Below are 12,613 nucleotides of genomic sequence, written 5' to 3' on the forward strand. Positions count from 1 at the left end.
GCGTGCTCGAGATCATGTATCAGCAGGCCGACGTGCCAACCCTGCAGCTCAGCATCGATACCGCGCAGCCGGGCGCGTTCCATCACGCGCTCGGCCGCGAACTCGGCGCGCTGCGCGACGAAGGCGTGCTGATCCTCGGCAGCGGCAATATTGTGCACAACCTGCGCACGCTGAACTTCCGCGATCCGCGACCGACCGACTGGACCGTGCGCTTCGACGAAACCGTACGCGAACGCATCGCCGCCGGCCGCGACGCGGACCTGTTCGACTGGCGCACGCTCGATCCGCAGGCCGCACTCGCCGTGCCGACCCCCGAGCATTACCTGCCGCTGCTCCATGTGCTCGGCGCGCGTCGCGGCGACGATCAAACTTCCTTCCACAACGTCGGCTACTTCAGCACGATCTCGATGACATCGGTGCTTGTCAGCTGATCGCCATCGCCCGCGCGCCGCGGGCGATGGCGGGATTCGCGCTTACGCCGCCTGCTGCTCGCCAAGGCGATAGCGCTCCGCCGCGTGCTGACGCGAAAGCCCTGGCCCGAGCGCCTTGCGCGCGGCTTCGTAGGCATTCCAGTCGGCGATGTCCGGCAGCGACGGAATCGTGATCACCTCGCCCTGGTCCAGTCCGGCCAGCGCCGCATCGACCATCTCGCCGGCGCACATGGCCCACTCCTTCGGCAGGTGCGCAACGGGCACGCCGGTCTTGTCCCAGAAATCGGTCACGGTGACGCCGGGCAGCACCGCCTGCACGCGCACGCCCTTGTCGGCGAGTTCGCCGTGCATCGACTGGCTGAAGTTGACCACATAGGCCTTCGAGCCGCTGTAGGCGCCGCTGAGCAGTTCCGGCGCGAGCGCGACGATCGAGGCGATATTGACGATCGTGCCGCCGCCGCGCTCGACGAAGCCGCGCGCCGCGGCGCTGGCCAGACGCGTCAAGGCAACGACGTTGATGTCGATCAGGGCTTCCAGTTCGTCGGGATCGGAATCGATCAGCTTCGCGCTGCCGCCGACACCGGCGTTGTTGACGAGGCCGGTGATCTTCGCATCGTTGTACAAACGGTCCTCGACGCGATGTACATCCGCCTTGAACGTGAGATCGGCGATGAGAACGCCGACATCGCGCCCGGTCTCGGCGGTGAGTTTCGCCGCGAGCACGCCGAGCCTGGCCGCGTCGCGCGCGACGAGAACGAGATCGTGGCCACGGCGTGCGAGGCGCTCGGCATAGACCGCGCCGATGCCGGACGAAGCACCGGTGACGAGAAACGTGCCTTTGCGAATGGGGGTGTTCATGACGGTACTCCTTGCTGGTTTGGCTATGGTTCGCGGCGACATGCCGCGGACGGATTTGACTGAGGCCAGTCTGTGCGCGCAGACTATGTCCAGAATGTCATAATTACCTCCTTTTCAGACATTCCTTGTTTTCAGACTCCGACCCATGAAACGTATCGGCTTCGTCGTCTTCCCCGGCTTCCAGATTCTCGACATGGCAGCCGTCACCGTGTTCGAGATGGCCAACCGGCAGGCGCCGCGTGCGCGCTACGACATCCGCCTGCTGTCCGAACACGGCGGCATGGTCACCTCCTCGGCCGGCATCGCGGTCGAGACACAGTCTTTCGCGCGCGCGAATCTCGACACGCTCATCGTCATGGGCGACCTCGCGGTCGCCGAACCGTCGGCGGGCCTGACCGGCTTCGTGCGCCGCGCGCAGGCGAAGTCGCGGCGCACTGCGGCGATCTGCACGGGCGCCTTCGTTCTCGCCGCCGCCGGCGTGCTCGATGGCCGCCGTGCAACGACGCATTGGCTCAAGGCGCGCGAGCTGCAGCGGCGTTATCCGCAGGTGAAGGTCGAGGATGACCGCATCTTCATTGCCGACGATGGCGTGTGGACCTCCGCCGGCATGGCCGCGTGCATCGATCTCGCCCTCGCCCTGGTCGAGGACGATTTCGGCAGCGAGCTTTCGCGCTGGATCGCGCAGCACATGGTCGTCTATCACCGGCGCAGCGGCGGTCAGTCGCAGTTCTCCGCGCTGCTCGAACTCGATCCGCAATCCGACCGCATCCAAAGCGCGTTGAGCTACGCGCGGCGCAACCTGCGCAAGGCGCTTTCGGTCGAGGAACTCGCCGACGTCGCGCACCTGAGCCCGCGCCAGTTCAGCCGCGTCTTCCACGACGAGACCGGACACCCGCCGGCCAAGGCAGTCGAGAACCTGCGCGTCGAGGCGGCGAAGACCCTGATCGAAACGAGCGATCACTCGATCGAAACGATCGCGCGCGAAACCGGCTTCGGCGATCCCGAACGCATGCGCCGCGCATTCATGCGCAAGTACGCGCAACCGCCGCAGGCGATCAAGCGCGCGGCGCGGCGGGCGGAGCTCGAAGCGGCCTAGGCAACGGCCGCGTCTAGAACCACAAGCGCAGCCCGGCGACGACCTGCGTCTCGCTACGGCCGATCGGCTCGAAGCGAGACCCATCCGCCTCGAAGTTGCGTCGATACTTGCGCACGACTCCGATGTATGGCGCGAACTCGCGGCGGATTTCGTAGCGCAGGCGCAATCCCAATTCCGCATCGCCGAGCCCCGATGCGACGCCGCGCGTGCGGTCGTTCCTGGTGTAGAAATTGAGCTCGACCTCGGGCTGCAGGATCAGGCGTTGGGTCAGCAGAAGCTCGTATTCGGCGCGCACCCCGAACGCCGTGCGTCCGCCATCGCCAAGATAGGCCGCAGCTTCGATCTCGAACCAGTACGGCGCGAGGCCCTGCACGCCGAACGCTGCCCAGTCGCGCGACGGGCCGCTACCGAAATCGTGGCGCAGGCCGAGCTGCCAGTCCCAGAAACTGGCGAAGGCATGATTCCAGAACGCCTCGACACGCGCATCGGTTTTCCCATGCTCACGCTCGCCTTCGCTGCGCAACAGCAGCTTGTCGAAGTCGCTGCCGTACCAAGCCTGCGCATTCCATGCGCTCGAATACGCCTCGTCACCCTTCGCACGTTCGAACGTGTCGAGCTTGAACATGAACAGCTTCGCCGTGTCGTCCATTGCCATCACGCGCGTCATTTCAGCATCCGACATCGGCGCCATCGGGTGCTGCGGCGGATCGGGCGGAATGTGCTCATCGACGACGACCTTCGTGTCGACGTGCGCAGCCGATGCCGTCGCGGCGGCATCGTGGTGATGCGCGTGCGCGTCGGCCGCGTGTTCTTCTGGCTTCTTCGCTTGCGTTTCGGCCGCCGGCTTCGAAGCCGCGGCATGATGATGCGCATGTTCGTCCTGCGTTTGCTCCTGCGCGAGCACCGCGAACGACGGTGCCATCAGCAGGCTCGACCACAGAATCCAGTTCGCCGTACGCATCACGCCACCTCCACGACGCGGAACATGCCCGCTTCCATGTGATAGAGCAGATGGCAGTGGTAGGCCCAGTTGCCGATCGCATCGGCACTGACGCGATAGCTGATCTTCTGCGCAGGTTGCACGACCAGGGTGTGCTTGCGCACCTGGAATTCGCCCTGCGGCGTTTCCAGTTCGCTCCACATCCCGTGCAGGTGGATGGGATGCGTCATCATCGTGTCGTTGATCAGACTGATGCGCACCTGCTCGCCGTGCTTGAGCCGGATCGGCTGCGCGTCGGAGAATTTTTTGCCGTCGAACGACCAGATGTAGCGCTCCATGTGGCCGGTCAGATGCAGCTCGATCTCGCGCTGCGGCTCGGCACTGATCGGCGCACCCGGCGTGTGCAGGTCGGCATAGGTCAGCACGCGCCGGCCGTTGTCGCGCAGGCCGATGCCGGGATCGTCGAGATTCGCGCGCGGCGTGGCGACGAGCATGTCGACCGTCGGCCCCATCTTCAGCGGCGTCGCTGCGGGCATCGCCATGCCGGGCATGTTGCCGCAGCTTCCCTCGGTGCCTTTCTTCGTGCCCATCATGCTCGCGCCGCAACTGCCTTCGGAGCCTTTCATCTCCGGCATCGAGCCGTGGTCCATCTTCGAGTGATCCATGCCCGGCATCGCGGAATGGTCCATCTCACCCATCATGTCGCGCATCGTCAGCAGCGGGCGTGGATCGAGCGCCGGCACCTCGGCACTCATGCCGGCGCGCGGGGCGAGCGTGCCGCGCGCGTAGCCCGACCTATCCATCGACTGGGCGAAGATCGTGTAGACACGGTCCGCATCCGGCTCGACGATGACGTCGTACGTCTCGGCATTGCCGATGCGGAATTCGTCGACCGTAACCGGCTCGATTTCCTGCCCGTCGGCCGCGACCACGCGCATCTTCAGGCCCGGAATGCGCACGTCGAAAAAACTCATCGACGAGCCGTTGATGAAGCGCAGCCGCACTTTTTCGCCGCGCGCGAACAGCCCCGTCCAGTTCGCTGCGGGCGAGGCGCCGTTCATCAGGTAGGTGTAGGCATAGCCCGAAATGTCGGCAAGATCGCTCGGATTCATGCGCATCTCGTTCCACATGCGCCGCTCGGCGAGCGCACCGCCCAAGCCCTGCGTGCGCGTGTCGCGCAGGAAATCTCCAACCGTCGGTTTGCCGAAATTGAAATAGTCGCCCTGCTTCTTCAGCGTGGCGAACAGCCACTCCGGATCAGCATCGCTCCAGTCGGAAAGCATGACGACGTAGTCGCGATCGACGCGCGTGCGTTGCTCGCGCGGGTCGATCACGATCGCGCCGTACAGGCCGGTCTGCTCCTGGAAGCGCGAGTGGCTGTGATACCAGTATGTGCCGCTCTGGTTCACCTTGAAGCGATAGGCGTAAGTCTCACCGGGCGCGATGCCCATGAAGGACAGGCCCGGCACACCGTCCATGTCGGCCGGCACAATCATGCCGTGCCAGTGGATCGAAGTCGTCGTCGACAAGGTGTTGCGCACGCGCAGCGTCACCGTGTCGCCCTGGCGCCAGCGCAGCACCGGCGCGGGCATCGAGCCGTTGACGACCGTGGCGATGCGCCGCGCGCCGGTGATGTTGACCGGCGTCGTGCCGATCGAAAGATCGAATTCACCTCCCGACAGCACAGGGACTTGCGGCACGGGCGAGGCCGCGGCGCCTGCACGCGCATCGAGGCCGAAACCGGCGACGATGCCGCCGAGAGTCAGGCCCTGCACGAAGCGGCGGCGTGACGGCAGCGCAAGACGCTCCGCCAAGGGAATTGGGTTGTATCTGTTCATCGTACTCGTGTCGTTGTGCGGCACGCACGGCGCGCCAGATCATCCGCGCGCGGACACCCGCGGCGGAACGAAACATCGAACGAGTCAGGCTATCGGTGGCCTCAACCGGCGCTCGCCGGCGGCGTCAAAAAAGGCGGCACGGTCCAACTGCGGCAATTGCGCCGCCGGAGGCGAGGCAGGAAAGGAAAAACCCGTGGCCAACGCAGTGGAGCAGGAATAACCACAGGCGCAGGCACCGCCTACGCAACATGGACAGCCTTTGCCGTGTGCCGCCTTGCCCTTGCTGGCGTCCGCCTGCGTGGCCGCCTCGTCGCAATGATGGTGTGACGTGGCGGACGTCGCCGTCGACGCCACAATCTCGGTGTGCGAAGCGGGCGTCGCCCAGGCGGAGAAATTCGCCAGGACCAGCAGCACCGCCATCGCCTGCGCCAGCAGGCGCGCAAACCGGCTGCGCGCAAGGCGCTGCAGGCGGAACGGCGGGCGGGAACTGCGTTGCATGCGTGCATGGTGCCCGCACCGCACCGCCGATGCAAGCCGAACGGATGCTACGATTCAGCATGAACTACCGTCATGCATTCCACGCCGGCAACTTCGCCGACGTCTTCAAGCACGCGATCCTGATCGGTCTCCTCGACGCGCTGAAGGCCAAGCCGACGCCGTTCTGCTACATCGACACGCACGCCGGCGCTGGCCGCTACGACCTGCGCGACGAAGAAGCGCGCAAGACCGGCGAGTTTGTCGACGGCGTCCAGCGCCTGCTCGTCGCCACGAACCTGCCCGGCAGTCTGCGCCCCTACTTCGACCTGCTGCGCGCGGCGAATGCCGCCGACGCAAACGGCCATCTAAACGTCTATCCCGGATCACCGCTGATCGCGAGCCTCGCCTTGCGCGAAAGCGACCGCATCGCGCTGTGCGAAGTGCAGGATGCGGAAACCGCCGCGCTGAGGAAGCTGTTCGCCGGCGACAAGCGCGTCGGCGTGCACCAGCGCGACGGCTACGCCGCGCTGGCCGGGCTGGTGCCGCCGAAGGAGCGGCGCGGCGTGGTCCTGATCGACCCGCCGTTCGAGGCGCAGGAAGCCGAGTTCCGTACGATCGAATCGGCGCTGGCGAATGCCCATGCCCACTGGCCGACCGGCATCTACGCGATCTGGTATCCGATCAAGCTACATCGGCAGGTGCTGCCGTTCCAGCGCTGGTTCGCCAAGCAGGGCATCAAGAAAACGCTGGTCGCCGAACTGATGATCGATGCCGACGATTCACCGCTGCGCCTCAACGGCTGCGGCATGGTCATCGTCAACGCGCCGTGGCAGTTCGACACATGGCTCGCAGGGCTGCTGCCCGACCTCAAGCGCCTGCTCGCGCGCAGCCCACGCGCGAGCCACCGTCTCGAGTGGCTGACACGGGAGTGACGAATGCATTGCAAAGCCTGTTCGCCAGCTATTGACTGAACGGCCTGCGTCGAAGAAAATAGGCGGCTCGCTCATGCGATTCCCCGATAGCTCAGTCGGTAGAGCAAGTGACTGTTAATCACTGGGTCGGCGGTTCGAGTCCGTCTCGGGGAGCCAATTGAACAAAACGGCCTGCAGAAATGCGGGCCGTTTTTCTTTTCGGCGGCGCTAGCATGCCTGCCGGGCGATATTTCGCCGCTGTCACAAACGGGAGCTTCGGCGAGCTGCCCACTCTCGGCACGCGTGCGACGCAGGAGAAATCGACGGAAAAACAATTGCCCGGTTCAACTTGTTGACGTCATCCCGCGCTTCACAATATTGAATGCCGCCCAACGGTAGCGCCGCATTCAGCTCGCGTACCTTGAGCGGCTGCGCGGCTGGGCGTAGCTTTTCCCTCGTGATCTCCTTACCGCAAGGCAGATTGCAATATTGACCCCGGGCACCGGAATGCTCGGGGTCTTTCTATTTACTGACAGGAAAATTGGCGCCCCCCCCAATTCCGTCGCGTGAAGCCGGGCGATTGCGCACGTATCGCGCAGTGACCGCGCATCAGAAAATGTAGTGCAGCCCTACCGACGCCGACCAGCGCAATTCGATCTGCAGGCCGTTGACGCGCTGATGCAGCGGCACCTGTGCAAACGCGTACGCGGAAAAGCGGCGCGACAAATTCCAGGTCATGCCGGGACTGAGGTAGATCAGGGTCGCGCCACTGTTGTCGACATCGGCGTTCGCGCCTTGCTCGCGCTTCTCGAAGCGCGCATTGACCTGCAACTGCGGCACGAAGGTTTCGCTCGCGGTGTAGCGCAGGCCGGCGTTGAGATTGAGTCCGGTGCCCGGCTTGAAGTTTTCGCGCGAGTTCAGCGGCAGCTGCAGCAGCGCCTGGCCGAAGTAACCCCAGTCCGCGTTGAACGCGCCGAAGTGATACGCGCCGAGCAACAGGTCGGTGGTGCCGGTGCCGAGTTGCAGTCCGCGATCAATGGTCTCGCCCTGCTGCGGCCCGCTTGCGAACTTGCTGCCGAACGCACCGGTCGGCAGCTTGACGCCGAATTCCACGCCGGTGTCGCGTTGCGCATCGAAGCCGGAATAGCGCGCGAGCACGCGCAGGTCGCCGATGCCCTCATCGTGCGAGGTTGAAACCGCCTCGTCACCCGCGGCGATCGTGCCGTGCGAACGGTTGAACCACGGCAGCGCGACGCTGACGCCCCAATCCTTGCCCGGGCTGTAGTCGAGCGCGAACGTGTAGTTGCGGTTGGTCGTGTACTGCTGCACTTCACGCTCGTTCGGAATCGCGACGGCATCGCGGGCAATGCTGCTCGTGCCTTCGCGCAGCTGATCCTGGTCGAAGAAATCGAAACGCGCGTCGAAGCGCCAACCCTTGCTCGTGGCCAATCCCTGACTGGCCCAGTCCGAACTCAGCGTGCAGCCGCAGGCCGAGCAGGCGAGCGCGGCCGGCGAAACTATGGCAACGGCCATTCCCGCAAACAAGCAACGAACGATGGGACGCATGCAACTCCTCATGAGAACCCGGATGGCGAACCGCCACCCTGCCGGCTGCGTAGTCTAGGCGACGTGTCTCGACCAAAAATGCGGCAGGATGCCGCATTCGTGTACGGGCTTGCGCCACGACTGCCTCGAAGCGCGGCACCGCCGCGCACCACAGTTTCGGAACAGCACTTTATTCCAACTGGCGCGCCGGACGTTCATTTCGCGGTCCGCGCGGCAGAAGCCATCGATGCGACGGCCTTTATGTCTTCGCATTGCGTCCCTATCTTCCGCAGGCGACACTCCTTTCCCACTTTCGACGGAGCAGGCAATGGAACTCGGCATGATCGGCTTGGGCCGCATGGGCGCGAACATGGCGCAGCGGCTGGTGCGCGGTGGACATCGCGTCGCGGGATTCGACTTCAGCGCGGAGAGCCGCGCGCGCGCCGCGCAGAACGGCATCGAGCCGACCGCGTCGCTGGCCGAACTCGTCGCCGCGCTCAAGCCGCCGCGTGCGCTCTGGCTGATGGTGCCGGCCGGCGCGCCGGTCGACGAGACGATCGACAACCTGCTGCCGCTGCTCGCGCGAGGCGACGCGCTCATCGATGGCGGCAACTCGATGTACAAGGACACGCAACGCCGCGCACAACGCCTCGCCGAGCATCAGATCCACTATGTCGACTGCGGCACCAGCGGCGGCGTCTGGGGTTTGCAGGAGGGCTACAGCCTCATGATCGGCGGCGACGAAGCCGCCGTGGCGAGGCTGACACCGATCTTCGCCACGCTCGCGCCCGCGCCAGATAGCGGCTGGGGCCGCGTCGGTCCATCCGGTTCCGGGCACTACACCAAGATGATCCACAACGGCATCGAGTACGGCATGATGCAGGCCTACGCCGAAGGGTTCTCGATCCTCGAACACAAGCAGGAATTCGCGCTCGACCTCGCCCAGATCGGCGAGATCTGGCGTCACGGCAGTGTGGTGCGCTCGTGGCTGCTCGACCTCACCGCCGATGCGCTGGCGAAGAACCCGACAATGCGGGGCATCGCGCCCTGGGTGGCCGACTCCGGCGAAGGCCGCTGGACCCTGGCCGACGCGATCGAACTCGGCGTATCGACGCCGGTCATCGCGGCCTCGTTGCTCGAACGCATTCGTTCGCGCGACAAGGATTCATTCTCCGACAAACTGCTCGCGGCGATGCGCAACCAGTTCGGCGGGCACGAGATGAAGAAGGAGTAGCTGCGCGGTGCGCGATCAGGGCGCTGACGGCGCCGCCGTCTGCACACTGGCGATGGCGTCGCCGAGCCGACCGCGCGTGGTTTGCAACTGTCGCGGATTGAGCGTCGCTAAAGCAGCTTTCGTCGCCGCGGCGAAGCGGCCTTCGGCGTCCGCGAGTGCGCGCTGATTGTCGGCCAGATCCTGGATGTACAGCGACCCGTCGATCGCGGCGCCTGGCTGCAGCGCCGGCGCGCGCGAACGTTCGAGTTCGACGCATTCGCGCAGTGCGTCATCCATCTTCGACCACGGCTCGATCTGCGTGGACGTGAGCAGCAGGTCGGCGCGCAGCTTGCGCATCTCGCCGAGCATGGCACGCAGCGGACTCGGTGCATGCGCGACCGCATCGGAATTCTTCGACGCGGGTGCGCCGGGAGGCCGGTCGCCATGGCTGCCATGTCCGCCGCGTCCGCCCATACCACCGCCACCCATGCCACCGCCCATCTGCGCCGCGCCGGACAGCGGCCAGCCCAGCGCCGCCACGAACAGTGCGGCGACCAAGAACGGCGTCGCCCTGCCGTGCGCGCTGCGCGCCGGCGGACGCGAAACGAGGCTGGCCAACTCGAACACACGGTGCCCGCCGCGCGGCGAATGTCCCGGCATCGGCGCCGGCTGGTAGACGATGGGCGCGAAGTTGCCGAGCCGGCGGCACCAGGCGTCGGATTCTTCCGCGATCGAGATTTTCGTCATCATGCTTGGCGTTTCCGATTGAGCGGTGCGATCGAACCGGCGCGAGTCTGGAAACGAAACGTGCAGGAAATGTGGAAGGCACGGCACGCGGCCGGCCTGCGTTCAGCGTACGGACATCCAGATCGCGACGGCTTGCCGACGCGGAGCAGCGTTTTGCCTACGCTATCGATTTGCGAAACATCGCCTGCGCCTTGATCCGCGCATAGCCTTCGCGTTCGTAGAAACGGTGCGCGCGCTCGCGCACGACGTTGCTGCGCACGCGCATCAACGCGAAGCCGTGCATTCGCGCCCATTGTTCGGCGGCCGCGAGCAGGGCCCTGCCGATGCCGCTGCCGCGCACGTGTTCGTCGACGACAAGCCCGGCCAGTTCGGCATGCGCTGCGCCTTCGAGCTGCAGGCACGGAACCACGTGGGTCCAGCCGACGACACGGCCGTCCGCCGCAAGCACCGCGACGAAGATTTCACCCGCACGCGCGGCACGGACGCGCGCGTAGCGCTCGCGCATCTCGGCCGGCGCCGTCGGGTAGCCGAGTTGCCCCGCCAGCGCCGCGATCGATTCCACATCACCTTCGTCCGCGGCGCGAACGACGATGTGCGCGTCAATCGCAGCAGCCATCTCTGCCCTTGACCGTGTGCGCATGCGTCGCCGCAACGCCGCGCGTCAGTCCGGCGACGCTGGCCGCGTAGTGGTCGGCGATCACCTTGGCCACGCACATCGACACGCGCTTGCCGGTCGGGATATGGATGAATTCGTTCGGCCCGTGCGCATTCGAGTGCGGGCCGAGCACGCCGGTAATGAGGAACTGCGCGCCGGGGAATTTCTCGCCGAGCATGCCCATGAACGGGATCGAGCCGCCCTCGCCCATGTACGCCGGCGGCGGCCCGAAGAATTCGCGCGAGGCGGCGTCGACCGATTGCTCCAGCCACGGCGCGAGCGCGGGCGCGTTCCAGCCGCTGCCGGCTTTTTCCAGATCGAACGTGACCTTGGCGCCGTACGGCGGATCCTTTTCCAGCAACGCTTTCAATTCGGCACCGGCCTTCGCCGCATCGAGCGTCGGCGGCACGCGCAGGCTCAGCTTGACCGCAGTAAACGGCCGCAGCACATTGCCGGCCGAGTCGAGCGCCGGAATGCCGCCGACGCCGGTGATCGCGAGCGCCGGCCGCCAGGTGCGGTTGAGCACGAGCTCGGCATCGTCCTTGCTGACCGGCTGCATGCCATCGACCCAGGGAAACTTCGAATACACCGCATCGCCGAGCACCTTGGCCGCCTGCTTCGCCTGCTCGACGCGCTGCGCGGGCACTTCCACGTGGAATTCCTTCGGCACGATCTTGCCCGTGTCCTGATCCTCGAGTCGCGAGAGGATCTTGCGCAGGATACGGAAGCTCGACGCGACCACGCCCGAGGCATCGCCCGAGTGCACCCCCTCCTCGAGTACGCGCACGCTGAGATTGCCGCCGGTCAGGCCGCGCAGCGAAGTCGTCAGCCAGAGCTGGTCGTAGTTGCCGCAACCCGAGTCGAGGCAGACGATCAGCGAGGGCTTGCCGATACGCGCGGCGAGATGATCGACGTAATACGGCAGGTCGTAGCTGCCCGATTCCTCGCAGGCCTCGATCAGCACGACGCAACGCGCATGCGGCGTCTTCTGCGCCTTGAGCGCGAGGATCGCGGCGAGTGAACCGAAGATCGCGTAGCCGTCATCGGCGCCGCCGCGGCCGTAAAGTTTGTCGCCCTGAATCACCGGCATCCACGGGCCCAGTCCTTCCGACCAACCGGTCATCTCGGGCTGCTTGTCGAGGTGACCATATAAAAGTACACAATCGTCGCCGCTCTTCGCATCGGCCGACGCCGGCACATCGACGAAGATCAGCGGCGTGCGGCCGTCGAGGCGGACGACCTCGACCGTCATGCCCTCGATCGCCTTCGCCTTGGCCCAACCCGACAGCTGCGCGACCGCCTGGTCCATGAACCCGTGCGCCGCCCAGTCCTTGTCGAACATCGGCGACTTGTTCGGGATCTTGATGTACTCGACGAGCTGCGGAACGATCTCCTCGTCCCAGCGCGCGGAAACATCGGTACGGGTCAGGTTGGCATCCATCGAAATCACCTCGGCAAATTTCAAGGTGGCGATTTTAGTCTCACTGCTCCAAGCTGACGAGGGCCGCTTTGCGCGGGTTTGATTGGTGACGTCGTTTGCTTTGACTGGCCACGCCCTTTTAGTTGTCGTCTTGAAGAGCAAGGGCTTCCACTCGTCCTGCGGACGAGCGGGTAACTTTCTCTTGCTCGCACAAGAGAAAGTCACCAAAGAGAATGCGCCCCAGAGCATTGCGCCCTTCGGGCATCCTGCCCGAAGGGTCCGCGTCAGCGGCCGGGTTCCGTTGACAGCACATCCGTGTGCTGGCAACGGAATGCGCGCGATCCCTCGCGCGCACCCCTGCGGGGCCTCTTCGTCCGCTGCCGCCGCAATGCAATGGGGACCCAGAAAAACCAAAGCTGCGCGCTCCTGCGCGCAGAAGCAACGGCAAGAGCGAGAGCAAAAGCAAAAGCAAAAGCAAAAGC

General features: G+C 65.5%; 12 protein-coding genes and 1 tRNA gene. 5 read left to right on the plus strand and 8 right to left on the minus strand.

The window, feature by feature from the left end:
* On the plus strand, window positions 1-431 hold a 431-nt coding region (locus tag VF497_RS02880), incomplete at its 5' end, for a class III extradiol ring-cleavage dioxygenase (RefSeq protein WP_330886076.1).
* A 42-nt stretch (window positions 432-473) separates the two neighbouring features.
* Here VF497_RS02880 and VF497_RS02885 read toward each other — a convergent pair.
* Window positions 474-1,289 (minus strand): SDR family oxidoreductase, encoded by an 816-nt coding sequence (locus tag VF497_RS02885; RefSeq protein WP_330886078.1) that lies wholly within the window; start codon window positions 1,287-1,289, stop codon window positions 474-476.
* 145 nt (window positions 1,290-1,434) lie between these two features.
* Here VF497_RS02885 and VF497_RS02890 point away from each other — a divergent pair, with 145 nt between their 5' ends.
* The gene (locus tag VF497_RS02890) at window positions 1,435-2,385 is read left to right on the plus strand and encodes a GlxA family transcriptional regulator (RefSeq protein ID WP_330886080.1); all 951 of its coding nucleotides are present in this window, start codon (window positions 1,435-1,437) and stop codon (window positions 2,383-2,385) included.
* 13 nt (window positions 2,386-2,398) lie between these two features.
* Here the strand turns inward: VF497_RS02890 and VF497_RS02895 are convergent, their stop codons facing one another.
* The 3 genes from VF497_RS02895 to VF497_RS02905 form a co-directional block, all read right to left on the minus strand.
* The gene (locus tag VF497_RS02895; RefSeq protein ID WP_330886082.1) at window positions 2,399-3,346 is read right to left on the minus strand and encodes a copper resistance protein B; all 948 of its coding nucleotides are present in this window, start codon (window positions 3,344-3,346) and stop codon (window positions 2,399-2,401) included.
* On the minus strand, window positions 3,346-5,163 hold the full coding sequence (locus tag VF497_RS02900; protein ID WP_330886084.1) for a copper resistance system multicopper oxidase: 1,818 nt from the start codon (window positions 5,161-5,163) through the stop codon (window positions 3,346-3,348). Before VF497_RS02900 ends, VF497_RS02895 begins: the two co-directional genes overlap by 1 nt.
* Window positions 5,164-5,247: 84 nt before the next feature.
* Complete coding sequence (locus tag VF497_RS02905) at window positions 5,248-5,661, minus strand: hypothetical protein (protein ID WP_330886086.1); 414 nt, start codon at window positions 5,659-5,661, stop codon at window positions 5,248-5,250.
* 59 nt (window positions 5,662-5,720) lie between these two features.
* Here VF497_RS02905 and VF497_RS02910 point away from each other — a divergent pair, with 59 nt between their 5' ends.
* Together VF497_RS02910 and VF497_RS02915 are read left to right on the plus strand one after the other, a co-directional pair.
* Window positions 5,721-6,572 carry a 23S rRNA (adenine(2030)-N(6))-methyltransferase RlmJ gene (locus VF497_RS02910; RefSeq protein WP_330886088.1) on the plus strand — a complete coding sequence of 284 codons (852 nt, stop codon included), beginning with the start codon at window positions 5,721-5,723 and terminating at the stop codon, window positions 6,570-6,572.
* Window positions 6,573-6,652: 80 nt separating this feature from the next.
* Window positions 6,653-6,728: transfer RNA gene (locus VF497_RS02915), tRNA-Asn, on the plus strand.
* A 432-nt stretch (window positions 6,729-7,160) separates the two neighbouring features.
* Here the strand turns inward: VF497_RS02915 and VF497_RS02920 are convergent.
* On the minus strand, window positions 7,161-8,084 hold the full coding sequence (locus VF497_RS02920; RefSeq protein ID WP_330886090.1) for a hypothetical protein: 924 nt from the start codon (window positions 8,082-8,084) through the stop codon (window positions 7,161-7,163).
* 340 nt (window positions 8,085-8,424) lie between these two features.
* Between VF497_RS02920 and gnd the strand changes: the two genes are divergently transcribed.
* Window positions 8,425-9,330 (plus strand): phosphogluconate dehydrogenase (NAD(+)-dependent, decarboxylating), encoded by a 906-nt coding sequence (gene gnd, locus VF497_RS02925; protein WP_330886092.1) that lies wholly within the window; start codon window positions 8,425-8,427, stop codon window positions 9,328-9,330.
* Between the two features lie 15 nt (window positions 9,331-9,345).
* Here gnd and VF497_RS02930 read toward each other — a convergent pair whose 3' ends face one another.
* The 3 genes from VF497_RS02930 to VF497_RS02940 all read right to left on the minus strand — a co-directional run bounded on the left by VF497_RS02930 (window position 9,346) and on the right by VF497_RS02940 (window position 12,152).
* Window positions 9,346-10,059, minus strand: a complete 714-nt coding sequence (locus VF497_RS02930; RefSeq protein ID WP_330886094.1) for a hypothetical protein — start codon at window positions 10,057-10,059, stop codon at window positions 9,346-9,348.
* A 154-nt stretch (window positions 10,060-10,213) separates the two neighbouring features.
* Entirely contained in the window at window positions 10,214-10,672 is a 459-nt protein-coding gene (locus tag VF497_RS02935) for a GNAT family N-acetyltransferase (protein ID WP_330886096.1), read from the minus strand.
* Window positions 10,656-12,152: a M20 family metallopeptidase gene (locus tag VF497_RS02940; protein ID WP_330886098.1), complete on the minus strand. Its 1,497-nt coding sequence runs from the start codon at window positions 12,150-12,152 to the stop codon at window positions 10,656-10,658. The genes VF497_RS02935 and VF497_RS02940 overlap by 17 nt, the downstream gene beginning before the upstream one ends.
* Window positions 12,153-12,613 lie beyond the last annotated feature (461 nt).

This window comes from Rudaea sp. (genome assembly GCF_036383415.1).
Lineage (GTDB): Bacteria > Pseudomonadota > Gammaproteobacteria > Xanthomonadales > Rhodanobacteraceae > Rudaea.